The organism is Pseudomonas corni (assembly GCF_057128765.1).
Genome location: NZ_JBSKHW010000006.1, coordinates 70204 through 96534, shown reverse-complemented (window position 1 = coordinate 96534; position 26331 = coordinate 70204). Strand labels below are relative to the sequence as shown.

The 26331-nt window shown below is 58.6% G+C and carries 26 protein-coding genes; 12 read left to right on the top strand and 14 right to left on the bottom strand.

The features are described from left to right. Nucleotides 1–21 precede the first annotated feature (21 nt). Nucleotides 22–1032: an AI-2E family transporter gene (locus ACWKV9_RS11770; protein WP_349800720.1), complete on the bottom strand. Its 1011-nt coding sequence runs from the start codon at nt 1030–1032 to the stop codon at nt 22–24. Between the two features lie 201 nt (nt 1033–1233). After that, entirely contained in the window at nt 1234–1524 is a 291-nt protein-coding gene (locus tag ACWKV9_RS11765) for a PsiF family protein (protein ID WP_483836280.1), read from the bottom strand. Between the two features lie 250 nt (nt 1525–1774). Between ACWKV9_RS11765 and ACWKV9_RS11760 the strand changes: the two genes are divergently transcribed. Beyond that, nucleotides 1775–2659 carry a DMT family transporter gene (locus ACWKV9_RS11760; RefSeq protein WP_483836279.1) on the top strand — a complete coding sequence of 295 codons (885 nt, stop codon included), beginning with the start codon at nt 1775–1777 and terminating at the stop codon, nt 2657–2659. A gap of 13 nt (nt 2660–2672) precedes the next feature. Here the strand turns inward: ACWKV9_RS11760 and ACWKV9_RS11755 are convergent, their stop codons facing one another. Together ACWKV9_RS11755 and ACWKV9_RS11750 are read right to left on the bottom strand one after the other, a co-directional pair. Then, nucleotides 2673–2909, bottom strand: coding sequence for a hypothetical protein (locus ACWKV9_RS11755; protein ID WP_483836278.1), 237 nt, complete (start codon nt 2907–2909; stop codon nt 2673–2675). Nucleotides 2910–2969: 60 nt separating this feature from the next. Next, nucleotides 2970–3854: an esterase/lipase family protein gene (locus ACWKV9_RS11750; RefSeq protein WP_483836277.1), complete on the bottom strand. Its 885-nt coding sequence runs from the start codon at nt 3852–3854 to the stop codon at nt 2970–2972. Between the two features lie 259 nt (nt 3855–4113). On the opposite strand from ACWKV9_RS11750, the gene osmE reads away from it, so the two are divergent. Next, complete coding sequence (gene osmE, locus ACWKV9_RS11745) at nt 4114–4452, top strand: osmotically-inducible lipoprotein OsmE (RefSeq protein WP_483836276.1); 339 nt, start codon at nt 4114–4116, stop codon at nt 4450–4452. 72 nt (nt 4453–4524) lie between these two features. Here osmE and ACWKV9_RS11740 read toward each other — a convergent pair whose 3' ends face one another. Continuing rightward, nucleotides 4525–4611: a small membrane protein YohP gene (locus ACWKV9_RS11740; RefSeq protein ID WP_442793071.1), complete on the bottom strand. Its 87-nt coding sequence runs from the start codon at nt 4609–4611 to the stop codon at nt 4525–4527. Between the two features lie 226 nt (nt 4612–4837). Here ACWKV9_RS11740 and ACWKV9_RS11735 point away from each other — a divergent pair, with 226 nt between their 5' ends. Beyond that, nucleotides 4838–5362: a ferritin-like domain-containing protein gene (locus ACWKV9_RS11735; RefSeq protein WP_483836275.1), complete on the top strand. Its 525-nt coding sequence runs from the start codon at nt 4838–4840 to the stop codon at nt 5360–5362. A gap of 344 nt (nt 5363–5706) precedes the next feature. Here ACWKV9_RS11735 and ACWKV9_RS11730 read toward each other — a convergent pair whose 3' ends face one another. After that, a complete protein-coding gene (locus ACWKV9_RS11730; RefSeq protein ID WP_483836274.1) occupies nt 5707–7773 on the bottom strand; it encodes an AsmA family protein in 2067 nt (688 codons plus the stop codon). Between the two features lie 329 nt (nt 7774–8102). Here ACWKV9_RS11730 and ACWKV9_RS11725 point away from each other — a divergent pair, with 329 nt between their 5' ends. The 7 genes from ACWKV9_RS11725 to ACWKV9_RS11695 all read left to right on the top strand — a co-directional run bounded on the left by ACWKV9_RS11725 (nt 8103) and on the right by ACWKV9_RS11695 (nt 13238). After that, nucleotides 8103–8369 carry a hypothetical protein gene (locus ACWKV9_RS11725; RefSeq protein WP_483836273.1) on the top strand — a complete coding sequence of 89 codons (267 nt, stop codon included), beginning with the start codon at nt 8103–8105 and terminating at the stop codon, nt 8367–8369. Nucleotides 8370–8528: 159 nt separating this feature from the next. Continuing rightward, entirely contained in the window at nt 8529–9161 is a 633-nt protein-coding gene (locus ACWKV9_RS11720; protein WP_483836407.1) for a TetR family transcriptional regulator, read from the top strand. A gap of 270 nt (nt 9162–9431) precedes the next feature. Beyond that, nucleotides 9432–9932 carry an urease accessory protein UreE gene (gene ureE, locus ACWKV9_RS11715; RefSeq protein WP_483836272.1) on the top strand — a complete coding sequence of 167 codons (501 nt, stop codon included), beginning with the start codon at nt 9432–9434 and terminating at the stop codon, nt 9930–9932. After that, entirely contained in the window at nt 9929–10603 is a 675-nt protein-coding gene (locus ACWKV9_RS11710; RefSeq protein ID WP_483836271.1) for an urease accessory protein UreF, read from the top strand. Before ureE ends, ACWKV9_RS11710 begins: the two co-directional genes overlap by 4 nt. A 34-nt stretch (nt 10604–10637) precedes the next feature. Then, nucleotides 10638–11255, top strand: a complete 618-nt coding sequence (gene ureG, locus ACWKV9_RS11705) for an urease accessory protein UreG (RefSeq protein ID WP_483836270.1) — start codon at nt 10638–10640, stop codon at nt 11253–11255. Nucleotides 11256–11279: 24 nt separating this feature from the next. Then, on the top strand, nt 11280–11852 hold the full coding sequence (locus ACWKV9_RS11700) for a HupE/UreJ family protein (protein WP_483836269.1): 573 nt from the start codon (nt 11280–11282) through the stop codon (nt 11850–11852). 237 nt (nt 11853–12089) lie between these two features. Next, nucleotides 12090–13238 (top strand): AGE family epimerase/isomerase, encoded by a 1149-nt coding sequence (locus ACWKV9_RS11695; RefSeq protein ID WP_483836268.1) that lies wholly within the window; start codon nt 12090–12092, stop codon nt 13236–13238. A gap of 606 nt (nt 13239–13844) precedes the next feature. Here the strand turns inward: ACWKV9_RS11695 and ACWKV9_RS11690 are convergent. The 8 genes from ACWKV9_RS11690 to amaB all read right to left on the bottom strand — a co-directional run bounded on the left by ACWKV9_RS11690 (nt 13845) and on the right by amaB (nt 23801). After that, the gene (locus ACWKV9_RS11690) at nt 13845–14609 is read right to left on the bottom strand and encodes an SDR family oxidoreductase (protein WP_483836267.1); all 765 of its coding nucleotides are present in this window, start codon (nt 14607–14609) and stop codon (nt 13845–13847) included. 783 nt (nt 14610–15392) lie between these two features. Then, entirely contained in the window at nt 15393–16109 is a 717-nt protein-coding gene (locus ACWKV9_RS11685; protein WP_483836266.1) for an ABC transporter ATP-binding protein, read from the bottom strand. Then, nucleotides 16106–16981, bottom strand: coding sequence for an ATP-binding cassette domain-containing protein (locus tag ACWKV9_RS11680; RefSeq protein WP_483836265.1), 876 nt, complete (start codon nt 16979–16981; stop codon nt 16106–16108). The genes ACWKV9_RS11685 and ACWKV9_RS11680 overlap by 4 nt, the downstream gene beginning before the upstream one ends. Then, entirely contained in the window at nt 16978–18276 is a 1299-nt protein-coding gene (gene livM / locus ACWKV9_RS11675) for a high-affinity branched-chain amino acid ABC transporter permease LivM (protein ID WP_483836264.1), read from the bottom strand. Before livM ends, ACWKV9_RS11680 begins: the two co-directional genes overlap by 4 nt. 2 nt (nt 18277–18278) lie before the next feature. Then, the gene (locus ACWKV9_RS11670; protein WP_483836263.1) at nt 18279–19193 is read right to left on the bottom strand and encodes an ABC transporter permease subunit; all 915 of its coding nucleotides are present in this window, start codon (nt 19191–19193) and stop codon (nt 18279–18281) included. 189 nt (nt 19194–19382) lie between these two features. After that, nucleotides 19383–20516, bottom strand: coding sequence for an ABC transporter substrate-binding protein (locus ACWKV9_RS11665; RefSeq protein WP_483836262.1), 1134 nt, complete (start codon nt 20514–20516; stop codon nt 19383–19385). 357 nt (nt 20517–20873) lie between these two features. Then, entirely contained in the window at nt 20874–22157 is a 1284-nt protein-coding gene (gene amaA, locus ACWKV9_RS11660; RefSeq protein WP_483836406.1) for an L-pipecolate oxidase, read from the bottom strand. A gap of 153 nt (nt 22158–22310) precedes the next feature. Then, nucleotides 22311–23801 (bottom strand): L-piperidine-6-carboxylate dehydrogenase, encoded by a 1491-nt coding sequence (gene amaB, locus ACWKV9_RS11655; RefSeq protein ID WP_483836261.1) that lies wholly within the window; start codon nt 23799–23801, stop codon nt 22311–22313. Between the two features lie 159 nt (nt 23802–23960). On the opposite strand from amaB, the gene ACWKV9_RS11650 reads away from it, so the two are divergent. Both ACWKV9_RS11650 and pncB read left to right on the top strand, forming a co-directional pair. Next, nucleotides 23961–24857, top strand: a complete 897-nt coding sequence (locus tag ACWKV9_RS11650; protein ID WP_483836260.1) for a LysR family transcriptional regulator — start codon at nt 23961–23963, stop codon at nt 24855–24857. A gap of 264 nt (nt 24858–25121) precedes the next feature. Further along, nucleotides 25122–26321, top strand: coding sequence for a nicotinate phosphoribosyltransferase (gene pncB, locus ACWKV9_RS11645; RefSeq protein ID WP_483836259.1), 1200 nt, complete (start codon nt 25122–25124; stop codon nt 26319–26321). The last annotated feature ends 10 nt before the right edge of the window (nt 26322–26331 follow it).

Sequence of the window (26331 nt, the reverse complement as noted above, 5' to 3'; positions counted from 1 at the left end):
CCAGCGGCGGTAGTCCCCCTATTAGACCAAATCAGCCCGTCTTAGCTCGCTCTTGAGATACGCATAATAAATCGGCCCTGCCACCACTCCCGGCAGGCCGAATGCCGCCTCGAATATCAGCATCGCCAGCAACAATTCCCACGATTTGGCACTGATCTGCCCGCCGACGATCCGCGCGTTGAGGAAGTACTCGACCTTGTGGATCACGATCAGATAACCCAACGCCGCCAGCGCCACCCAGATCGACAGCGACATGCCGACGATGAAGATCAGCGTGTTCGACATCAGATTTCCCACCACCGGCAGCAATCCCAGCAAGAAGGTCAGCACGATCAGGGTCTTGGTCAGTGGCAGGTGAACGCCGCACAACGGCAGGACCACGGCGAGAAAGATGGAAGTGAACGCCGTGTTCAGCAGCGAGATTTTAATCTGCGCGAACACGATGTTGCGAAAGGCCTGACTCAGCAGGTGCAGACGCTCGAACAACGCCGCTGCCAGTGGCTTGCGCTTGGTGACGTCCGGCACGCGCTGTAGTGCAATGATCGCACCAAGCACCATGCCGATCAGCAACGTCACGAACATGTGCGCCGCGCCTTTGCCCAGCAACTGCAGCTCGCCGACGTGTTTGGTCAGCCAGGCGCCCAGCGACACTCGGAACTCGGTCGCGCTGGCAGGCAAATAGCTGTCGATGAAAGGCGGCAACTGACCACGGGCGCGATCCACCAGAATCATGAATTTATCCAGCGACGCTCCGGGGTTTTCCGCCTCGTGCAGCAAAAAGCTGATTGCGCCGGCAAACAGCAGCGCCAGTACAGTGACCACCAGCGTGCCGAGCAAGGCCACCGCCAGCCAGCGCGCACGTTCGCCTGCGATCAGCCGTTGAAGCTGAGGCGTGAGCATGTCGACGAGCTCGTACACCAGCAAACCGGCGAGCAGGCTCGGCAAAAGGTTCAGCGGAAGGACCAACAGCAGGCCGCCGAAGACGAGAATCCAGCTGGCCAGGAAAACGTGACGTGGAGAAAACGTTGGCATACAGCCTCAAAACAAGCGGCCTGAAGAGGTGGGCAGTCTGCCAGCGTTCCGGGTCCAGAACCAGCGGTCAGAAAGCTAGCGCCAGCCTGCGCATCCAGACACTGCGACTGCAACCCGAACAACGGCTGTAATCACCCTGCTTTTCCCAGTGGCGTACAGCACTGTCCGAGTGCTTTCGATGCTCGAACGGCCGCGAGAAAACTATTTCTTCTTGAGACAATCGCTCATGAACGCTTTACGTGCGTCGCCTTTGAGGGCCTGTGTGCCAGCGGTGGCGTTGCAGGTTTTCATTTTGTCCTGCTGCGTTGCGGCGGGTGCTGGGGCGGCTTTCAGACAGGTGCTCATGAAGGTTTTGCGTTCATCGCCTTTAAGGGACTTTGCGCTAGCGTCGGCGTTGCAGGTGGTCATTTTGTTCTGTTGCGCAGTGGCGGCAAAACCCTGGGCGCACATCAACAGACCCACGACCAATAGAGGAACACGAAGCATCTTCATCGACTCATCTCCGGGATCGCCGCACGACCGGCGGCGTTGGGTGGAGTGTAGCCAAGGATTGTTGCGGCATATGTCACGTGTTGACCTGTAGGAGCGCGCTTGCCCGCGATAGCGTTCTTTCAGCTGATAGTTCGCCATCTGACCAGACGCCATCGCGGGCAAGCGCGCTCCTACGGCTGAATGTGGTCATCCTGTAGACGCCACCACCGACAAGCGGATAATGCGCGCTCATCTTCAAACGGCAGCTCCCATGCAATACCTCTATCCGCTACTGACCGTGTTCATCTGGGCGGGCAACAACGTGATCACCAAAGCGGCTGCAGGGCGGATCTTTCCTGCCGAGATCGGGTTTTACCGATGGGTGCTGGCGGGTATTCTGTTTACCCCTTTCCTGCTGCGTCCGGTGCTGAAGAACTGGCCGATCATCAAGCCCAATCTTGGCAAAATAGCCATTCTCGCAGTACTGGGGATGGCGATTTACCAAAGCCTGGCGTACTTCGCAGCGACGATCACCACCGCCACCAACATGGGCATCATCTTGTCGTTGGTGCCCATCGTCACCTTGGTGATGTCGATCGTGACCCTGGGCAATCGTCTGACGATGGGGGCACTAGTGGGCGCGATGTTGTCTTTCATCGGGGTTTTATTTGTGGTCTCTCAGGGCAGCCTGGCGGTACTGCTGGCCCACGGCGTTAACCTGGGTGACCTGATGATGTTGATCGCAACCACGGCCTACGCGGTCTACAGCACGCTGCTGAAGAAATGGAAACTGGGTTTGCCACCGCTGCACTTGCTGTATCTGCAAATTCTGGTGGCGATAGTGGTCCTGCTGCCGCTGTTTTTGCTGTCGCAGAAAACCGGGCTGAACCTGAGCAATATCCCGCTGGTGCTGTACGCCTGCATCCCGACATCGATGCTGGCGCCGCTGCTGTGGATGAAAGCTATCAGCGTCCTGGGCCCAAGCCGCACGACGCTGTTTTTCAACCTCATCCCTTTGCTGACCGCACTTATTGCCTCGGTTGCATTAGGTGAGCAGCTTGCCCTGTATCACTTGCTGGGCGGTGCATTGACGCTACTGGGCGTGATCCTCGCTGAACGCTGGACCACGCCTGTGCGATCGGTCACAACCATTTGAATGTGCGCCAGCATCAGGCGTTTTCAGTGCCCTCAACGCTGTGAATCGATACATCGGTGATGCCCGCAACATGAGGCATTCCAAGGTGCGGTTCACCTGATCCCAGTGGATGATCATCCACAGCAACATGGTGCTTGAGCGCCAGCTCGTGAACCACTTCGATGATGGGCACATCGAGGTCTTCAATGACGTCTACGTGGTGCTCACCTGCCAGGGTGTACTCGATTTCATACAGTTCTTTATCGCTCATCGCATCACTTCCTCAACGACCATCTTGGCGCCGACTGACTACGAACTTCGGCTCATAAAGTTAAAGACCGGCGGCTTTAAGACGCTCGGCATGTTCCAGGAACAGCCCGACAGGATTGGCTCCTTTGCCGACCAGGCCGAGGCTCTGATTGACGATGTCGAAATGGTCGAGCGGATAGTCATCCCTGATGACCGTGCCCAAGTGAGAGCTGAATCTCCCGACCATGCCATCAGATTGACCTCGCTCTTTTGTGAACGTGCGAGCGAATATTCGGCAAGTGATATTGGTGCCGTCGAAAAGGTTTAAACCGCGATTGGTTCGCCCTTTTTGCAGGGTTCCGGACCAAGAGTAATAACGCACGCCATTGACCAGTTCCGGCCCCTGCCCGCCCCAGCTAATTGGCAGGCCCTGGGGATATTTCTGGTTGAAAGCCGCGACCCCCTGGGTGGTCAGCGAATGGTGAGCGGCGTCCAAATCCGTTGGCAGGCGGGTGCCGCGATAGCCGGTGTCGAGCACATGCATCGTCCAGCCGACCAGCAGCAGTGCAGCGTTGAGCAAGCGGCCGCGTGCCGTGTGACGGGGGAAACGTGACTCGATGAAGTCCGCAAGCTCAGAGCCATGGTTCGGGCCGGCGACGGAAGTCACCGACGCCACCAGATCCGGACGTTTGGCGGCAGCGTAGCGAATGGTCAGCGCGCCCTGACTGTGGCCGATCAGGTTGACCTTCTCGGCGCCGGTTTCCCGCAGGATCTCTTCGATACGACCCAGCAGTTGCTCGCCGCGAATTTCCGACGAATTCATCGCCGAGACCATTACCGGAATCACTGTGGCGCCGCCGCGACGCAGACTTGGCACGATGCCGTACCAGTAGGGGTAAATCACCAGATTCACAAAACCCAACAATCCCGGCACCAGAACGATGGGGTAACGCGTGGCTTGGATCATGTGGCGGTTCCTTGTGAGCGGCAGACAGGAAGACCTGTAGGAGCCAACTTGTTGGCGAGGCATCAGACCTGATGTCACTCCTGCTCGCCAACAAGTTGGCTCCTACAGAATCACCATCCGCCGAGACAAACCATTGAGACCGGTGAATATGACAAACAAACGTAATGCCCCATCGCCATCAATCCGATAGAACTCTTTTACCCGTCCAATGCTCATAAGAGCAACGGGCCAACAATGGCTCATTCTCTGGAGTGACCTTATGTACAAGCAATCCTTGGCAGTAGCGTGTGTGGTAGCCGCGTTGGCGGGTTGTACGTCGACTACACCGGCCAACCCGGTGGACTACGTGACCTACCGCAATCAGCCGCTGGTCAAGCAAGTCGAAGAAGGCATGACCAAAGAACAGGTCCTGACCATTGGCGGCACGCCGTCCACGACAGTACAGCGCAAAGCGCACCCAGGCACTTGCAACAACTACGTGCTTAATCGCGAAGGCCATCAGCAGCCTTACTACATCACGTTCGACAGCAATGGCCGCGTCAACAGCAAGGGTTTCATGACCTGCGAGCAGCGCGACACCAACGAACGCGCGATGTAAGCGACACGTTTTCGAGACCCAAAAAAGCCCGAATCAATCGGGCTTTTTCATGTGCGTTGTTTCGGTCTTCGATTAGAACACCAGCTTGAACAGGGCAATCACCACGATCAGGCCGATAATAAAAATGATTCCGACGGTGCCACCAAGAAACTTCAGCATTGGTTCTCTCCATTGATAATTTCAGTCTCAAGGCTGGGACCGCAACGAGGCGCGCTCGTTTCGTTGATTTTTTCCATCTGCTCTTGTGGGCAAATCAAATAAAACTTTTCAGTTCCCCCGCCACTCACAGGTTAAGACCCGATCATGCCGGGCGTCAGTCACTGCCGTAGCCGACTGCCGCATTTAGAGCGCGACGGGATAACCGGATTAGCCCTGGAGAATTGTGATGACCGAACTATCGAGTGTGACCGAACTGCGTGAACGCGCACGTCGTAACGTGGAAAACGGGGCTGTGACCGAATCCTACAGCGCCGACATTGAGACGGTGATCCGCCTGCTCAACGAATCGCTGGCCACTGAACTGGTCTGCGTGCTGCGCTACAAACGCCACTATTTCATGGCCAAGGGCGTAAAAGCCCACGTTGCCGCCGAGGAGTTTCTGGAGCACGCGACCCAGGAAGCCCAGCACGCCGACAAGCTGGCCGAACGCATTGTGCAACTGGGCGGCGAGCCGGAATTCAACCCGGACCTGCTGTCGAAGAACTCCCATGCACAGTATGTTGCGGGCAATACGCTCAAAGAAATGGTGACTGAAGACCTGGTGGCCGAGCGCATTGCGATCGACAGCTACCGCGAAATCATTCAGTACATCGGCGACAAAGACCCGACAACCCGTCGCCTGTTCGAAGAGATCCTGGAGCAGGAAGAGGAACACGCCGACGACATGGCGGATCTGCTCGACGGCATCTGATTGACGTCGCGGTAACGAAAAAGCCAGGGCGTATGTCCTGGCTTTTTTGTGGATGACACATTTGTCTCATTCGCAGATCACCGTGGGAGCGGACCTGTCCGCGAAAGCTTCATAAGTGCCGACAGATATCTGTCGAATGCACCGCCCTCTTCGCGGACAAGTCCGCTCCCACGGATCGCGGCCCGATCACATAGCGAATTACTGAACCGTCTTCGGCGCCTTGTCCCGCCTTTCTGTAGGAGCCAACTTGTTGGCGAGCTTTGCACCTGCGATGAATCTGGTGCACCGCCTCGCGAACAAGTTCGCTCCTACAGGATCAGCGTTAACCCCTCGCGCGTTAACGACTACTGAACCGTCTTCGGCGCCTTGCCCGAACGCATTTGCTCAAGCAACGGCGCGCACTGGTTAGGCTCGCCACCGCTAGGCGCAACCAGGGCCAACAGGCCTGCAGCAGGTCCGGCGACGGCGCCCAACAGCACCATCCCCGCACCACGCAGCAGCAACGGCCCGGACTGCACGCCTGCACTCGGCTTGGCAAACGCACCTCGCACATACAGCGGCGAGCGCAGCGAGAACACGCGGAAGCCCTTGGATTCCGGGGTGATCTTCATGTCCAGCTGCTCGGTCTTGAAGTTAGCGGTACCGTCGATGTAAATGATCGCGTTCTCGGTATCGAACACCGAAAGCTTGGTGCTCGCCAGACCGTCCTTGATCTCCAGCGCGGTCGCAGCACAGTTGATCTTCACGTCCTTGTCACCGAACAGCCGGCCTACGACATAGTTACCCACGTTCAGGCCCGCAATCTCCATCAAACTGCGGCTGATCGCGCCATCGTTGATCAGCAGCTTCAATTCACCGTTTGAGGTACCCAGCAGCGCGGCAACCGAGTTGCCCTTGCCGCTGATGTCAGCGTCGCCATTCAATTCGCCGAAACTGGTTTTCATCGGTTCAAAGGTCGGGAACAGCTGCTTGAGTTTGAAATTACGCGCGCTCAGCTTCGCCCGGCCTTCGAGCGGATGAGCGTGACCGTTCAAGCGTATATCGGCATCCAGCTTGCCTCCCGCCACACCAAAACGCAGCGGCTGCAAGCTCAACTGCCCATCGTTGAGCACCACGTGGGTGTACAGATCGGTAAACGGCAGCTCGGCACTCTGCACGATCTTTTTGCCAGTGAACTCGACATCGGCGTCCATCGCGCTCCAACGATCGGTCTTGAATTCTTCCACTGGCAATACTTTATTGGTCGGCTGCTTGCTCTCGCCGCCGCGAGTTTTCTGCTCGGCGTTGGAGTCCGCACCAATCAGCGGTTTGAGGTCAGCCATCAGCAGCTGATTGGAGACCAGCGCGCCCGTCAATTTAGGACGCGGTTGGCTGGCGACAAAACTCAGGTCGCCGTGGATGTCGCTACTGCCGATCTTGCCGTTAAAGCCCTGATATTTGAACGAGGCGCCTGCCGCGTCATGCAGGTGCGCAATCAGTCGGCCATCCGTTGAGTAAGGAGGCGAATCCGGCAGCGTGACGCCGGTCAGCGGATACAAATTACCCAGGCTGTCGCCGGACAGCTTTAGGCGCAAATCAAGTTCGCCCAGATTCTGCGGGTCAGTGACAGTGCCTGCGATGGCAACTTTTGTATTACCAGCGCTGACATCCGCCTGCACCGGAAACGGCTGGGAAGCATCCTTGAGTGCCAGCAGCCCGCCCACTTTGCCGCTGCCGTTGAGTTTCTCGCCGTGATACTGACCTTTGGCCGTGAAGCCGAAAGCGTAATCCTGGGCCGAAGCACCTTTGTCCTGCACTTTCTTGGCTTCACCGCTGCCAACGATGTCGCTGAAGGGAATCGGCTTGCCCAGCAGATCGATCACCACATCTACCTGTGTGTTGATCTTCTGGTCGCTGTAGCCCACAAACCCTTTGTCAAAGCCTATGGAGCCAATGTCCATCACCCACTTGGACGGCTCTGCATTGGGATCGCTTTTGGGCAGATCGAACGCCCAATTGGCGCGACCGTCTGCCAGCCGCTCAAGTTTGGCGTTGGGTTCAGTCAGATTGATCCGGGGAATGGAGATGGTTTGCGTCAGAAGAGGCAGCGGTGACAGCCGGAAGTCGACGCGCTTGAGGGTCACCATTTGCGGGTTCTTCGACCACTCCGGGTTGCCCAGCGTAATGTCTTCGGCCGACATGTGCGGCCATGGCACCCAGGCACGCCAGCCGCCTTCATTGGGCTCGCGACTCCATTCGACGGCGAGATTGCCATTGATGGCAAACGGTCGATGCAGTGCTTCGGACACTTTTTCGTTCAGCGTTGGCTTGATGCGATTCCAGTCGAAGGTGGCGATCACGATGATCAATATGGCTATCAACAGCACCAGGATGGCGCCCGTCCAGGCAAAAATCTTACGGCTACGCGTCATTGCGTGTTCTCCCCAAATACCGATGCGCCATCCGAGGCGCATCGCAAACGTCTTAGCGCTTCGACTGACAAAAACCCTGTGGGTTTGATTGATCTCGAAAGTTTTCGATACCGCAGGATTGTTCGTCGGTTCCACGATGGCGCAGCGAGGGGTTTGAAACCCCCGTGCCGGGGCAGGATTTCCCTGCTGGAGGCCTTGATTGACGTGGCTTTGCCCGCAGAATCATTTCTGTCGATTGTTACCATCACATCTATGAACTTTTGTATCGACGAACCCCCTGTATTATCGGCTTCATGTTCTTTAAACGCCCTTCCGGGGAGCACCTAATCATGAAACGCCAACTGCTGCTTAGCCTGACTCTTTCGCTTCTTGCCACGAGCGCGTTCGCCCTGCCTGCCAGCGAGCAACCGATCCTCGGTGAGATGAAAGCCACTCAGCAAGCAGTGCTGCCTACCGTCGCTCAGGACGGCAAGCTGATTCAGCAATACCAACGTGTCGCCGCTGACGGCGCCGCCACCAACCTTGCTCGCCAGTACCAGCGCGTCGCCGACAACGGTCCTGATCGCGTTATCCAGCAGTATCAGCGGGTGTCTTGATCTGATCTATCGTTGCTGACAAAGCCCGGCCAATGCGTCGGGCTTTTTCGTTTTTAGCGCTGCTCCCCCTGATATGGGCCCTGAGAAAACCGGTTCGACGTTGCGCGAGTGCATTTGTTAGAGTGCAGCGCAATGCCCAGTCAGAACCACATCCGCCCGATGCTGCCCCGCGCCGAACAAAAACAGCAAACCCGACACGCCTTGCTCGACGCAGCCAAGGGCTTGATGGACAGTGGGAGAGGGTTCGGCAGTCTCAGCCTGCGTGAAGTGGCGAAAGCCGCAGGCATTGTCCCGACGGGTTTCTATCGCCACTTCGACGACATGGATCATCTGGGCCTGGCACTGGTCAGCGAAGTCGGCCAGACCTTTCGCCAGACCATTCGCCGCGTCAGACGCACTGACTCCCTGGCGACTGGCATCATCGACGCTTCGGTGCGGATATTTCTTGATGACGTGGCGGCCAACCGCTCGCAGTTTTTGTTTCTGGCGCGAGAGCAATACGGCGGCTCGCTTAAAGTGCGTCAGGCGTTGGGCGCATTGCGCGAAGCGATCATCGCTGACTTGGCCACTGACCTGGCCTCGATGCCCAAATTTCAGCACTTGAACACCAACGATCTGGCGGTCATGGCAGACCTTGTGGTCAAGAGCGTGTTCGCCATGCTCCCTGAACTGATCGACCCGCCCCCGCCCTCGCTGGCCGAGCACCTGACACCACGCGCGAAAATCACCCAGCAGCTGCGCTTTATCTTTATCGGCGCCAAACGCTGGCAGGGGTTGGGGAGTACGGAGTAGGCACTGCTCCTGTAGGAGCGAATTTATTCGCGAGGGGCCTGTGTTCCTGTCCCAATTCCTCTATCCAACTATCTCTCGCGAATAAATTCGCTCCTACAGAAAGTCCGCCGCCCCAAAATCGCGCACCGCACATGATTGCGCACCAGAAACGATCGAGTAGCACGGTTATTCCGGCCGACCACGCACCGAATGTAGGCAATTTCCTACAGCCCGCTCTGTTGGCAAGCCCCTTGCTCTGGCTAATGCATCGCACTAGCTGGAAGCTTTCTCATGTTGGTGATTCACCAAAAAGTCGAACCCTGCGCCGAATGGGCCGCCGAGCTGCATCTGAATTTCGAAGCGCGCAGCAAAAGCCGTCTGCGCTGCTTCAGTGCAGAAGGCGAAGACGTCGGGCTGTTCCTGGAGCGCGGACAACCTCCGTTGCGCGACGGTGAGTTTCTCAAGGCCGAAGACGGCCGCGTCGTGCGCGTCTGCGCCCGCCCTGAGCAACTTATGCACGTCACCTGCTCCAGTACCTACGAACTTACCCGCGCCGCATATCACTTGGGCAATCGCCACGTTGCGCTACAAGTGGGCGATGGCTGGCTGCGCTTGCTTGATGACTACGTGCTCAAGGCCATGCTCGATCAGTTGGGCGCCACCACCGAATCCATCGAAGCGCCCTTCTCGCCTGAACATGGCGCGTACGGCGGCGGGCATCACCACTCCCGAGCCGGTGAAGAAGATTTCAACTACGCCCCGAAGATTCACCATTTCGGCGTACGCATATGAACAGCGCCTGGGCGCTTTTGCGTCTGGCCAGCCCGCAGTTGCCTATCGGCGGCTACAGCTATTCACAGGGGCTTGAGATGGCGGTCGAGCAATCGATCGTCACTGATCCGACGAGTGCCGGGCGTTGGATCGGCGATCAACTGTTGCTCAATCTGGCTCGCTTCGAAGCTCCGCTGTTACTGGCCCACTGTACGGCTGCTGCCGAAAACGATTGGCCGCAGCTACTCAAACTGAGCCACGAACACCGCGCCAGTCGCGAAACCCGTGAGCTGCACCTGGAAAGCCGGCAGATGGGCTACTCGCTCAAGCAATTGCTGCTCGGATTACCGGAAATGGATCAACCCGCCAAAGACTTTCTCGAACAATTGGACGAGCCGCATCTGGCCCTGTGCTGGGCGTTGGCCGCGCGTGCCTGGCACATCAGCCCGCAGGATGCGCTGGCCGCCTGGCTCTGGAGCTGGCTGGAAAACCAACTCGCGGTCTTGATGAAAACCTTGCCGCTGGGGCAGCAGGCCGCACAACGACTCACCAGCGAATTGCTCCCGCTGCTGCAACGCGCCCAGCAACACGCCACGACCCAGAATCCACGCCACATCGGCAGCGCGCCGTTCGGCCTGGCCCTAGCGAGCATGGCTCACGAACGCCAATACAGCCGTCTGTTTCGGTCCTGACTTCTGTGAATAAAAGATCAACGGAGAACACTCAATGAACAGCCAACCATTGCGCATCGGTATCGGCGGCCCGGTCGGGTCGGGCAAGACCGCCCTGACCCTGGCCCTGTGCCTGGCGCTGCGCGACCGTTACAACCTGGCAGTCGTCACCAACGACATCTACACCCGCGAAGACGCCGATTTTCTGGTGCGCAACGAAGCCCTGGCGCCGGAACGCATCATCGGCGTGGAAACCGGCGGCTGCCCGCACACGGCGATTCGTGAAGACGCCTCGATCAATCTGGAAGCCGTTGACCAGCTCAATCGCCGCTTTCCGGGGCTGGATCTGATCATCGTGGAATCGGGCGGCGACAACCTTTCGGCCACTTTCAGCCCGGAACTGTCAGACCTGACCCTTTACGTGATCGACGTCTCGGCAGGAGACAAGCTGCCGCGCAAAGGCGGGCCGGGCATCTGTAAATCCGATTTGCTGGTGATCAACAAAATCGACCTGGCCCCGCTGGTGGGCGCGTCGCTGGAGATGATGGACCGTGACACCAAGAAGATGCGCGGCGACAAGCCATTCGTGTTCAGCAATCAGAAAACCGGGCAAGGCCTGGAAGCGATTATTGCCTTCATTGAGCGTCAGGGTCTGCTGACCGAGGCGGCCTGAGTCATTTTCCCAAGGAGTGTATTCATGAATTACAAAAAAGCCGTCAGCGCGCTGGCCCTGTTGTTGGTCCCTGCGTTGGCCTTTGCCCATCCCGGTCATGACGAAAGCGGTTTGGTGGCGGGTATCTCGCACCCATTGGGTGGCCTGGATCACTTGCTTGCGATGGTGGCCGTAGGCCTCTGGGCGGCGCAGCAGAAAGGCGCGGCGCGTTGGGCACTGCCGTGCACGTTTGTCGGCACCATGCTGATCGGTGGCTTGCTCGGGTTTGAAGGGCTGGATTTGCCAGGTCTGGAAAGCGGCATTGCGGCGTCGGTGTTTGCGTTGGGGCTGGCAGTTGCGCTGGCGGTGCGTCCACCGTTGTTCATGGCCGTGACGGCGACGGCGCTGTTCGCGATGTTCCACGGCGTGGCCCATGGTCTTGAACTGCCAGAGATGTCCAGCCCTTGGGGTTACGCGGCAGGATTTGTCGGTGCGACGGCAGCGCTGCATGCTGCGGGTTATGCGGTTGTCCGGTTCCTGCCTGCTGCTGCGGCGCCAATGGTCCGAGTTGCTGGCGCACTGGCCGCCGCGACGGGCGTCTGGTTGTTCGCCGGCTGACATTGTAGGAGCGCGCTTGCCCGCGATTGCGGTGTGTCTGTGACGTATCCGTTGAATGACCCAACGCTATCGCGAGCAAGCCCCCTCCACAGGACCATGTCGTCGCCCAGATATGATTCTGGCCGCAGGCCGTGGTAGGGAGCTTGCTCGGGAAGTGGCCTGACGCGGTCCATCACATTCACTCTTCTGCTCCTGCTACCATGTCGCGCAATTTGCCACTGCCGTGACGCCAACTCGATGCCTGACACTCGCCCTGCCGACAAGTCCACTCTGAACGCCGTATTTGCTACCGTGCGCCAGCATTTTATGCAGGTGATCGTGCCAATGTGGCTGCAATCGGGCTGGAATGGCGAGATGGCATTGCCTTACGAAGCGGTCGACGCAACGCATCAGCCGCTGCCGCCCCAGCGCTACCGAGCCATGGCCTGCGCGCGGCAGTTGTTTCTGTTTTCCAGCCTGATCGATGATCCCTCCGTGTCTGAAGCAAGCGCTCGCGCGGCAGCCTTGTTTCGCTCGTTGCAGCAGCATTTCCACGATGCTGAATACGGCGGCTGGTTTTACAGTATCGACCCTCAAGGCGCGCCACTGGACCGCCGCAAAGACCTCTACACCCACGCATTCATCGTGTTTGCGTGCGCCCATTACTGGGCCAAAGTGCGCGAGCCGTTGGTTGAGTCGACCCTCAATGCCGCGCTGAATGTGATCGCCAAGCGCTTTGCCGACGGCGAGGGCTTGTACGAGTCGGTGCTGGCGGAAGACTGGTCATCACTTGACGCCGGGCCATTGCAGAACCCGCTGATGCATTTGGCCGAAGCCTTTCTAGTGACCGTGGAAGTGCGTGAGGATGCCCAGACGCTGGCGGCGCTGGATGCATTGGTCGCTGGCATGCAACGTCGCTTCGTGGATATCGAACACGGGGTAATGCTGGAAAAACCGCTGGGCGCTGTGGATAACTGGTCCGAGCCCGGGCATCAGTTTGAGTGGTTCTATTTGCTGGAGTCATCCGAGCATTTGCGCGGCAGCCTGCTGCATTGCTCGCTGAAGACGGCTTTTGCCCACGCCCAGGCCCAAGGCGTCGATCAAACGACGGGCGCTGTCGCGGCGATGCTGGAGGTGGATGGATCGATGAAGGACGGCACGCAACGTATCTGGGCCCAAGCCGAATACCTGCGCGCGCTGACCTTGCGGCCTGACAGCCAAGCCCTGCTGGCTCGACAACTGACCGCGCTACAGCAGCGCTTTTTGCACCCCACCGGCTGGCACGAATGCCTGGACAGCGATGGCAAAGTCAGCCGCAGCGACATGCCATCCACCACCCCTTACCACCTCGCGACCTGCTACATCGGCCTCGCGCAGTATTTCAAAGACACCGCCGCTCCCCTGTAGGAGCGAACTTGTTCGCGAGCCGCCGTTATCGTTGACGCAGCATCCCTTGTAGGAGCGCGCTTGCCCGCGATCGCGGTGAACCTGACACGCCGCAACCACAGCTTCGCGGGCAAGCCTCGCTCCAACAGGTTTGCACGGCCTGTAGGAGCGAACTTGTTCGCGAGCCGCCGCTATCGTTAACGCGGCATCCCCTTGTAGGAGCGAGCTGGCCCGCGATCGCGGTGAACCTGACACGCCGCAACCACAGCTTCGCGGGCAAGCCTCGCTCCAACAGCTTTGCACGGCCTGTAGGAGCGAACTTGTTCGCGAGCCGCCGTTATCGTTGACGCAGCATCCCTTGTAGGAGCGCGCTTGCCCGCGATCGCGGTGAACCTGACACGCCGCAACCACAGCTTCGCGGGCAAGCCTCGCTCCAACAGCTTTGCACGGCCTGTAGGAGCGAACTTGTTCGCGAGCCGCCGTTATCGTTGACGCAGCATCCCTTGTAGGAGCGCGCTTGCCCGCGATCGCGGTGCATCTGCGATAGATGTGATGAATGACAGAACGCTATCGCGGGTAAGCGCGCTCCTACAGTGGAGGCGCAAGCCGCGAACGCAGTGCGGTGGATCAACCGCGGCTACGATCAATCGCAAACCCGGCCCAGGTCTGACTTACCGGCATCAGCTCCAGGCTGTTGATGTTGACGTGCGCCGGGGTGTTCATGATCCAGAAGATCGTGTCGGCGATGTCTTGTGGCTGGATAGGCTCGGCGCCGGCGTAGGTCGCGTCGTACTTAGACTTGTCCCCACCGAAGCGCACCAGTGAAAACTCGCTTTCGCACAAGCCTGGCTCCAGGTTGGTCACGCGCACGCCGGTGCCGACCAGGTCGTTGCGCAGGTTCAGCGAGAACTGACCGACAAACGCCTTGGTGCCGCCATACACGTTACCGCCCGGATACGGATAGTTGCCCGCCACCGAACCGAGGTTGACGATGCTGGCGCCGCGACCATGAGCAATCAGGCGCGAAAGCAGCAAACGCGTGGTGTAGACCAGCCCTTTGACGTTGGTGTCGATCATGGTGTCCCAATCGTCCAGATCGCATTTAGGCGCTGGATCGATGCCAAGCGCCAAGCCTGCGTTATTGATCAGGCCACGAATCTTCGCGAACTCCTCAGGCAGGCTATCAATCGCGCTCTCCATGGCTGCGCGATCGCGCACGTCCAGCACCAGCGTGTGCACCTTCGTTTGCTTGGACAATTCAGCGCTGAGGGCATTCAGGCGGTCTTCACGACGGCCCGTCAGTACCAGCGACCAGCCGGCCTCGGCAAAACGACGTGCGCAGGCTTCGCCAAATCCGGACGTTGCGCCGGTAATGAACACGGTAGAAGTCATCTCGTTCTCCTGACTAAGGGCTGCGGGCTTATGGAAATAAGCACTTTGTTCGCAATGAAAGGTGATGCGACCGAAGTCACGCCTAGGAAAGTTCTGGAGAATGCCCGCGCACGGCATCAAGGGGCAAGTAGTTGTAAGAACACCGCAGAAACCTGCTGCGCCTGTTCAAAAAATGCACAGCTCGCTTAAAGCCTTATGCCATCAGGGTTGTAGGTACTTTTGCCCACGTTATCCACAGTCAGACCCACAATCTCTGGGGGCAACTCAAAAAAGCGCAGGCCGCGCCATACGGGGCTTTGCAGCGCGTTATTTGCCGATATCGCTTGACCTGCCGAAACGTATCTGTAAGGAAATCGCCCGAGCAGTTGTTCGGTTGGACAGGATCTGCCCTGAGACACCAGAGATTGCGCTACCTGCGGAGGTCTTTCCAACGGTTGCACACAGAGTTATCCACAGGATCAAGAAGGCCGGAGCCTGTATAAAAAACCAGCCCGAGACACGTTGACAAACCTATGGAAAATAACGGCCAAAACCACTGATCAAGATTTGACCAACACGCTACAGGCCACGTTTTACAAGGGCTTCAGCCAAGTACTCCCAACTTACTCACAGCCAGTTCCACAGTAAAACTGAACAAGTCAAAACCGTGACAAAACAACCATTTGCAGCGACTTTATGTCGCGCTTTGGCACCTCTTCAAAATTGTTTTCCACAATTCCAAATCAAGGCGCCCCGAGTGAAAAACACCCGGGGCGCCAATGCCGCAATCGAAGGTTCGGAGTATCAATGCCCGCCTAGGTACGCGTTCCTTACTTCATCGTTGGTCAGCAGTTCCTGACCAGTGCCTGTGAGACGAATCTCGCCGTTGACCATCACGTAGGCGCGGTCCGACAGCTTGAGGGCGTGGTTGGCGTTCTGCTCGACGAGGAAGATGGTCATCCCGCTCTTGGCCAGCTCGCGCAGCGTCGAGAAGATCTGCTTCACGATGATCGGCGCCAGGCCCAGGCTCGGTTCGTCCAGCAACAGCAGCTTGGGGCGACTCATCAGCGCGCGTGCGATGGCCAGCATTTGCTGCTCGCCGCCCGACATGGTCATGGCGCGCTGATTGCGACGCTCCTTGAGGCGCGGGAACAGGTCGAACATGCGCTGCATGTCTTCGCTGGCAAACTTGTCACCGATCGGAATGGTGCCCATCAACAGGTTTTCTTCCACCGACATGTCGGGGAACACGCGGCGCCCTTCAGGCGACTGCGCAATGCCGTTTGACGCGATGTAGTGCGACGACTTCTGGGTGATGTCGATGCCCTGGTAGATGATTTGCCCGCTGGCCGCGCGCGGCTGGCCGAAGATCGACATCAGCAGCGTGGATTTGCCCGCGCCGTTGGAGCCGATCAGGCTGACGGTTTCGCCTTCATCAATGTGCAGCGAGACTTTCTTCAGGGCCTGGATCGGCCCGTAATACACGTCGATCTCTTTCAATTCGAGGATCGGCTTACTCATACCAACTCCTCTTCATCAGCGCCCAGGTACGCGGCGATCACCTTTGGATCGTTGCGAATCTGCTCCGGCCCGCCCATGGCGATAACGTTGCCGTGATCGAGCACGACGATATCGTCGGAAATGCCCATGACCATGCCCATGTCGTGCTCGATCAGCACGATGGTCATGTCATGTTCGTCGCGAAGCAGGCGGATCATGCCGCTCAGCGCTTCGGTTTCCTGCGGGTTCAGACCTGCCGCCGGTTCGTCCAGGCAGATCACCTGCGGACGCGTACACATGGCGCGAGCGATTTCCAGACGGCGTTGCTGGCCGTAAGACAGTTCTCCGGCCAGACGGTTGGCGCAGTCCACCAGGTCCACCACTTCCAGCCAGTAGAAGGCTGTGCTCATGGCGTCTTCTTCGGCCTTGCGATAGCCCTTGGTGTTGAGGATGCCGGCGAGCATGTTGCGGTTGACCCACATGTGCTGCGCCACCAGCAGGTTCTCGATGACGGACATTTCCTTGAACAGACGAATGTTCTGGAACGTGCGCGCCAGCCCTGCCCGGTTCACCAGGTGCGTGCCACCGAACATTTTGTAGAACACCCGGCTAGCAAAGCTGCGCGGGGACACAAAGTCAGTGGCTTGAAACGGCTCACCCAACAGCTTGATCACGTTTGTGGTGGTGCCGCGAGTGTGCAGATTGATGCGGCCGCCCGTGGCTTTGTAAAACCCGGTCAAGCAGTTGAAGACCGTGGTCTTGCCCGCGCCGTTAGGGCCGATCAACGCAAAGATCGAGTTACGACGCACTTTCAGGCTGACGTCGCTCAGGGCCTTGATGCCCCCGAAGTGCATCGCCAGTTTCTCGACAGACAGAACGATTTCTTCGCTCATTGCACGCCCTCCGCTTTGACCAGCACGCCTTTGCGTGGACGCACGCCGGTACGGCTGATGCGGATCAAGCCACGTGGGCGCCAGATCATCATCAACACCATCAGAATGCCGAACAGCAACACGCGGTATTCGGCGAAGCTGCGCAACAATTCAGGCGCTACGGTCAGCACGAACGCTGCGATGACCACGCCCACTGTCGAGCCCATGCCGCCGAGCACGACGATGGCGAGAATCAGTGCCGATTCGAAAAAGGTGAACGAGGTCGGGTTGATGAAACCCTGGTAGCTGGCGAAAAACACACCAGCCAATCCAGCCGTCGACGCGCCGATGGTGAACGCCGAAAGCTTGACCAGCACGTGGTTCAGGCCCATGGAGCGGCAGGCGATTTCATCTTCGCGCAGGGCTTCCCAGGCGCGGCCGACCGGCATGCGGGTCAGGCGATGCTTGATGTACAGCACGGCCAATACCACCAGGAACAGCACGGCATAGATGAAGATGAATTTCAGGTCCGGGTTGTAATCGAAGCCGAAGTATTCATGAATCGGAATGCCGCCATCTTTGGCGCGACGGCCAAATTCCAGGCCGAAGATCGTCGGTGCTGGCACTGCTACGCCGTTCGGGCCACCGGTGAACGACAGCCAGTTGTTGAGCACCAGACGAATGATTTCACCGAAACCAAGGGTCACGATGGCCAGGTAGTCGCCATGCATGCGCAACACCGGAAAGCCCAGGATGCAGCCGGCGAGCGCAGCGGCAATCGCGGCCAACGGCAATGCCGACCAGAAACCCAGGCCCAGATACTGATACCCCAGCGCCAGACCGTAAGCGCCGATGGCATAGAAAGCCACGTAACCCAGATCGAGCAGCCCGGCCAGACCGACCACGATGTTCAAGCCAAGGCCCAGCAACACGTAGATCAGCCCGAGAATCACAACCGTCAGCACGTACTTGTCGGCAAACACCGGGAACACAATGGCGATGACGATCATGATCGGGATGATGTAGCGCAGGCGCGATTTGTAATCCGGCGCCAATACATGCACGCCAGAGCCTGAGCTTTCGAAACTCTGCGCGATGGCCACGCCTTTGGGGGTCTGCATGAACAGACTAAGCACAAGGCGACCGACCATCACCACGCCGACCAGCACGGCTACGCGGGTGGGTTGCAGGTTGAAGCCGTAGCCGTCGAGCACAACGCCGACGATGGGGCCGAAAACAATCAGCGCCAGCAATCCGGCGATGACGGCATCGATGAGGCTTTGTTTGATGTCGATGGGTTTGATAGGTGCGGACATACTTATACCTTCGCCACGAGTGGGCGACCCAGCAGGCCTTGAGGACGGAAAATCAGGATCACTACCAGCAGGCCGAAACTGAACACGTCTTTGTAATCGGAGTTGATCAAGCCGGAGAATTGCGATTCGGCAACCCCGAGAATCAAGCCCCCGAGCATAGCGCCCGGCAACGAACCAATCCCGCCCAGTACCGCAGCGGTGAACGCCTTGATGCCAATCACGAAACCAGCGAAGAAGTCGAAGGTGCCGTAGTTCATGGTGATCAGTACGCCAGCCAATGCAGCCATCGCCGCGCCGATGATGAACACGTAGGAAATGACCCGGTCAGTGTTGATCCCCAGGATCGACGCCATCTTGCGGTCCTGCTGCGTGGCGCGGCACATCCGGCCCAGCTTGGTGTACTTGATGATGTACGTCAGCACACCCATGCCGACGAACGCGGCGATGAGAATGAAGATTTTGGTGTAGGTGATCTGCACGAAACCGCTGCCGATATCAAAGCGCAATGCGCCTTCGAGCATCGTCGGAACACCCTGCTGCCGTGGGCCTTGGGCGATTTGCGCGTAGTTCTGCAGGATCAGGGAAATACCGATGGCACTGATCAGCGGTGCCAGACGGGTCGAGTTACGCAGCGGTTTATAGGCCACGCGCTCGATGACAAAGCCATACACACCGGTCACCACGATGGTGAATATCAGCGTGCCGAGAATCAGGAAAGGGAAGGACTCAACACCGAAGAACGACAAGACCGCAAGGCCGATTGCCGCCAGGTAAGCGGAGATCATGTACACGTCGCCGTGGGCGAAGTTGATCATGCCAATGATGCCGTAAACCATCGTGTATCCGATGGCGATCAGGCCGTAGACCGAACCGAGGGTCAGGCCGTTGATCATTTGTTGCAGGAAAATACCATCCATCACGCACGCTCACGAACTTGAAAGGCCACGGTGGTACCGACCCGCGTACACCCTCGTGAGGTGTGGCGGGCCGGACGCGTATGGCAACAGAAGAAATCCGGGGCCGCCATGATGACGAACCCCATTAACCGAACGGCTGATTGCGCGAGTCCAACCTCGCGCCATCTGCTGTCCGACTAAGCGCTCAACTTACTTCTGCTTTTCAAGCTGGTGGTATTTACCGTCTTTGTCCCACTGGTAAACCACGTAGTCAGAGACTTTCAGGTCGCCTTTGCTGTCCCAGGATTTCTCGCCCATGACAGTTTTGACCGGGTGGGATTTAAGGAACTTGGAAGCGTCTTCGCCTTTGTTCGACTTGGCGCCGTTGAAGCCGGCGGCCAGAGCCTGAACCGAAGCGTATGCGTACAAGGTGTAGCCTTCAGGCTCGTAGCCGGACTTGCGGAACTGGTCTACCACAGCCTTGCTGTCTGGCAGCATGCGAGGGTCAGCGCCGAAGGTCATGTAAACGCCATCAACGTATTGGGCGCCGCCAGCGGTGGTGACCAACTCGTCGGTTACAACGCCATCGTCAGACATGAATTTCACGTCTTTCAGGCCTTGCTCACGCAGTTGGCGAACCAGTGGACCGGCTTCCGGGTGCAGACCGCCGAAGTAAACGACGTCAGCGCCCACAGAGCGGATCTTGGTAACCAGGGCACTGAAGTCTTTCTCGCCCCGGGTCAGGCCTTCTTCCAGGACTGGTTTCACGCCGCGTTTGGTGAGTTGCTTGGAGGTCGCGTCAGCCAGACCTTTGCCGTAGGTGTCTTTGTCGTTGATGACGGCGATTTTCTTGCCTTTGAGCACGTCAACGATGTAGTCACCAGCGACGATACCCTGCTGGTCATCACGGCCGCACATACGGAACATGGCGTTCAGGCCACGCTCGGTAACGGTCGGGTTGGTGGAGCCTGGAGTGATCGCGATGATGCCGGCTTCGTCATAGACTTCCGAAGCAGGAATGGTCGAGGAAGAGCAGAAGTGACCAACCACGCCAGCGACTTTGTCCGACGCTGCCTTGTTGGCAACGGCGACAGCCTGTTTAGGCTCGCAAGCATCGTCGTAGGCGGTCAGTGCGATTTTTTCGCCGTTGATGCCGCCCGCAGCGTTGATTGCGTCGGCAGCGGCCTGTGCGCCCTTCATGTACTGCTCGCCGAACGAGGCGTTGGCGCCAGTCATTGGGCCGGCAACGCCGATCTTCACATCAGCTTGTGCAAAAGAAGCTGCACCCAGTGCGCTAGCCACTGCGAGTGCCAGAAAGCCTTTCCTGTAAAACGTCTGCGACATGAGTTGGTGCTCCTAGGTTTTTTAATTAGCACTGCGACCACCCGAAGCTCAGAGCAAGTGGCGTGCCATCGGTTTTTTATTCTGAAAAAAGTCGCCATCTTGTTGTTATTCGACCGTTTCGAGCCCTTTTTGACTGGGCGTGCAACCGTCTAAACCGCACAAGGTGCAACCCTGCACCTTAAAAAGAGCAACCCTCTCCCGGAACGTGCGCAACCACGCTGCCGCAAGCTGTACAACCCTGTTGTTACAGCGTGCGTCACCGAACTGCACACCGGCGGTGCGGTGACGCTACGGGACGCACCATTTGAGGTTAGTGGATGCGCGAAAAAAGCGCCGGGGATTGAGGGAAATTTCTCCTCAAATCACGATGCGAAGGCACTGGCCTGCATGGTATAGCGAAAAGCCAGCCTCATATAAAGAGCTGCGCAAATTGATTGCAGACAGCGGCTGCATGTCTGCGAAGGGAATCGGAAGCGCTTTAGCGTTGCCTGTACAGAGATAATCGGCGAAGGCCTTGCCCACAACCGTGCCTGTTGTGTTGCCACGACCGTTGTAACCGGTCACCGCGACCAATCCCGGGGCAGGCTCGAACATGCGCAGCAGGTGATCGGGCGTAAATGCGATGCAGCCGGTCCAGGTGCATTCCCACTCGACCTTCTTCAAATACGGGAAGTAATGCTGCTGGACGCGATCGGCCCAGGCTTTCAAGAACCAGGCTGGCTTTTGATTGCCATTGCCCAAGCTGCCGAGCAACAGGCGGCCATCGGCGTCGCGGCGAATGCTGCTTAGCACTTGGCGGGTATCCCATGAGCCCTGACCGCCCGGCAAGATCTGTTTCGCCGCGTCCTCGGTCAAGGGCGCCGAGGCGACCTGGTAGTAATAACCGGGGAAGAAATGACGACGCAACTCAGTCCATTCGCCTTCGGTGTAGGCGTTAGAGGCGATCACTACTTGCTCGGCCAACACAGCGCCGTGCGCGGTGATGACGCACCAGCGGTCGCCTTGGCGTTCGAGCTTTTGTACCGGTGAGTGGTCGTAGCGTTGGCCGCCAAGCCGGGTGACGACTTCGGCCAATCCGCTGGTGTAGGCCATCGGATTGATGGTGCCAGCACGCAGGTCAAGCAAGGCGGAGGTGATTTCTTGGGTGCCGGTGGCGTCCTGGCAGGCTTTGCCGGTGAGCAGTTCAACCGGTGCGCCACGGCGCTTCCATTGCTCTTCGCGGCTGCGCAAGTCGGCTTGGCCACGGGCGTTGTGCGCCATGTGAAGCGTGCCTTTGCGCTGGGCCTGGCAATCGATGCCGTATTTTTCGATCAGGCTGAACACCAGCGACGGCGCGTCACCGAGCATCTTGTTGAGCTGGCTGCCGACCGCTTCGCCGAAACCGGCTTCGATTTCGTCGGGTGGAATCCACATTCCAGCGTTCACCAGCCCCACGTTTCGCCCTGATCCGCCCTGCCCCGTGCGGTGGGCTTCGATAACGGCGACGCTTTTGCCTTGTTCAAGCAAGTGAATCGCCGCCGACAATCCGGTAATGCCCGCGCCGATGACGCAGACATCCACTTTAACCTCGCCGTTCAACGCTGGGGCCTCAGGCCTTTGCGGTGTCAGCGTTTCCCACAGACATTCTTCGCGTAGCGGCATCGCAAAACCTCGGAAAGAGACGAATACCATGACAACACACTGTAGGAGCGCGCTTGCCCGCGATTGCGACCTGCCAGCCACCTTGTATGGGCCTGATACACCGCATTCGCGGGCAAGCGCGCTCCTACAGGGGAACGGCGCCTGCCTTACACATCAATCAAACGTAATGCCCTGCGCCAACGGCAGCTCGCGGGAGTAGTTGACGGTCGCGGTCTGGCGACGCATGTAGCCTTTCCACGCGTCGGAACCGGACTCACGACCACCGCCAGTTTCCTTCTCGCCGCCAAACGCGCCGCCGATTTCCGCGCCGCTCGGGCCGATGTTGACGTTGGCAATCCCGCAATCACTGCCCAGCGCAGAGATGAACTGCTCGGCTTCACGCACGTCCGTGGTGAAGACGCATGAAGACAGGCCCTGCGGCACGTCGTTGTTCAAGCGCACGGCTTCGGCGAAGTCGTCGTAACCGACGACGTAAAGAATCGGCGCGAAGGTTTCGGTGCGCACCACATCGCTCTGCTCAGGCATCTCGACGATGGCTGGCGAGACGTAATAAGCATTCGGGAACTGATCTTCCAGCTGACGCTTGCCACCAAACACTTTGCCGCCTTCGCTCAGGGCCTGTTCCAGCGCGTCCTGCATGTTCTCGAAGCTGGCTTTGTCGATCAGCGGACCGATCAGATTGCCCTCCAGCGGGTGGCCGATGCGGACTTTGGCGTAAGCGGTTTTCAGGCGTTCGACGAAATCGGCCTTCACCGAGTTATGCGCGATCAAGCGACGCAGGGTGGTGCAACGCTGGCCAGCCGTACCGACGGCGCTGAACAAAACGCCACGCACAGCCAGATCCAGATCAGCACTTGGCGCGAGAATCATCGCGTTGTTGCCGCCCAGTTCGAGAATACTGCGAGCAAAACGTGCAGCGACTTTCGGCGCCACTTCGCGGCCCATGCGCGTGCTGCCGGTGGCGCTGATAAGGGCGACACGGGTGTCATCGACCAACGCTTCGCCAGCATCGCGGCCACCGATGACCACCTGGGTCAGGTATTGCGGCGCATCAGCAAAACCCTTGGCGACGCGATCGAACAGCGCCTGGCAGGCCAGACCGGTCAGCGGGGTCTTTTCAGAAGGCTTCCAGATCACAGAGTTGCCGCAGACAAGCGCCAGCGCGGTGTTCCACGACCAGACCGCCACCGGGAAGTTGAACGCGCTGATCACGCCAACCACGCCGAGCGGGTGCCAAGTTTCACGCATGTGGTGGCCGGGACGCTCGGAGGCGATGGTCAAGCCGTACATCTGGCGCGACAGACCGACTGCGAAGTCGCAGATGTCGATCATTTCTTGTACTTCACCCAGGCCTTCCTGAGTGATCTTGCCCGCTTCCCACGACACCAGCTCGCCGAGGTCAGCCTTGTGCGTACGCAATGCTTCGCCAAACAAACGAATCAGCTCCCCGCGACGCGGTGCCGGCACTTTGCGCCAGGCTTCGAACGCGTGGTCGGCGCGGGTGATGCGCTGCTCGACTTCGGCGGCACCTTCCCAATGAACGGCCGCCACTTTGCTGCCATCGATTGGGGTATGCACCGGCTTGTCGCCGTTCTGATACATCGCGGGTTCGACACCAAGGCGGGTAAGCAGGTCGGTAAGCATGGTTTCTCCAGAGTTTCGTAAGCTGAGCAGCGAATGCGGAATGCTGAAACAGGGTGATTTCGTCAGCGTGTAGTAATAGCTGGCCTCAAGCTCTGCCACAAACGACCATTAGGCGAGATATCATTCCGTTTTTTCATGCTGACGTGGACTGGCCTGAACATGTTGAACAAACGCCACTTGCCCTCGATCACCGCCCTGCAATGTTTTGAGGCCGTCTCTCGGCACCTGAGTTTTACCCGCGCCGCCGAGGAGCTGAATCTGACGCAAAGCGCGGTCAGCAAGCAAGTGGCGCAGTTGGAAGAACTGGTCCAGCACCTGCTGTTTCGTCGGGTGCGTCGTCGCTTGCAACTGACGCCGGCCGGCGCGTTGTATCTGGGCGAAGTGCGCAAGATTCTGAGTCAGGTGGAGATGTCGACGCACTTCCTGCGCTCCTACGGCGGCGAGACTGAAGTCCTGCGCGTGTCGACGCCATCGACTTTTGGTGCCCGTTGGCTGGTCCCACGTCTCAAAGGCTGGCGATTGCGCCATCCGCACATTCATCTGGACTTGATTGACGAGCAGGAAACCGACGATCTGGCCCAGGGCCGTTGCGACATGAGCTTTTATTTCGGCCAGGGCGCCAGACCCGGCGCCGAAAGCATGAAGCTCTTCAGTGAAGAGCTGATCCCGGTATGTTCGCCAAGTAGCCTGCCGGATACGCCCTTCACCGAGCCAACGCAGTTGAGCGACTTGGTGTTGCTACAGAGCGCATCGCGCCCGCAGGCGTGGCACGACTGGTTCGAAAGTCAGGGTTATCAGACCGAGCACAGTTATCACGGGCCGCGCTTTGAGACGTTCTATATGTGCATTCGCGCCGCACAAGTGGGTTGCGGTGTGGCGCTGCTGCCGAGGTTCCTGGTGGAAGAGGAATTAGCTGACGGCAAGCTGGTCATTCCCTGGGCGCATGCATTGCCCAGTCGCGACGCGTATTACCTGGCGTTCCCCGAGCATGCGGCGGACGTGCCGAAGATTCGGGATTTTGTGGCGTGGATGATGGAGCAGGTAGACGACCTGTAGGAGCGCGCTTGCCCGCGATGACCATCTGCCTGCCGCCACTATGTGTCTGACATACCGAAAATCGCGGGCAAGCGCGCTCCTACAGGGTCGGTGTTAAATCGATATCCAAACAAATCTGCCCCAACCCGCCCTCCGCTGGCATTATGTCGGGCATCGTCAAAAACAATCCGGACGTACCGCTGCCGCTCTGACGCAGGCCGTACGCGACACCGACTTGATATCCAGTGGCCACGTCTGAAGGCCGCTGCTGGCTGGAGCGACACCATGAGCGAGAGCGCTTTCTCCGAACGCATCGTGCAAAACCTGCTCGACACCGACCTCTACAAACTGACCATGATGCAGGCTGTGCTGCACAACTACCCAAACGTAGAGGTGGAGTGGGAATTTCGCTGCCGCAACGGCGAGGACCTTCGCCCCTATCTCACGGAGATCCGTCACCAGATCGAGCAACTGTGCGAACTGTCGCTGAGCACCGAAGAGATGGGTTTTCTCGAAAACATCACCTTCATGAAGCCCGACTTCCTGCGCTTTCTCGGCCTGTTCCGCTTCAACATGCGCTACGTCCAGACCAGTATCGAAGATGACCAGCTGTGCATTCGCCTTCGCGGCCCGTGGCTGCACGTCATCATGTTTGAAGTGCCTCTGCTGGCCATCGTCAGCGAAGTGCGCAATCGCCACTGCCACCCAGACACTCTGCTCAGCGCCGCGCGGGACCAGCTCTACAGCAAGTTCGACTGGCTGACCGCCACCGCCACCCCCGACGAATTGGCTGAGCTGAAAGTGGCCGATTTCGGCACGCGCAGGCGGTTTTCCTTTGCTGTGCAGGAAGAAGTGGTGTCGGTGCTTAAGGCTGATTTCCCCGGGCAGTTCGTCGGCACCAGCAACGTGCATCTGGCGCGCAAGTTCAACCTCAAACCGCTGGGAACCATGGCCCACGAATGGATCATGGCCCATCAGCAACTCGGCCCGCGCCTGATCGACAGCCAGATCGCCGCGCTTGATTGCTGGGTTCGCGAATACCGCGGGCTACTGGGCATTGCGCTCACCGACTGCATCACCACCGACGCCTTTCTGCGGGATTTCGATCTGTTTTTCGCCAAGCTCTTTGACGGCTTGCGTCACGACTCGGGTGATCCTGTGCAGTGGGCTGAAAAATGCATCGTCCACTACCAACGCCTTGGCATCGATCCGATGAGCAAGACCCTGGTGTTCTCAGACGGCCTGAACCTACCCAAGGCACTGGAAATATTCCGCGCGTTGCGGGGTCGGATCAATGTCAGCTTCGGCATCGGCACCAATCTGACTGCCGACGTGCCTGGTGTCACGCCCATGAACATTGTGCTGAAAATGACCGCCTGCGCGGGTCAGCCGGTGGCGAAAATCTCCGATGAGCCCGGCAAGACCCAATGCAAAGATCCCAATTTCGTGTCTTACCTGCGTCATGTGTTCAAGGTGCCAGCCTGAGTCGAGCACC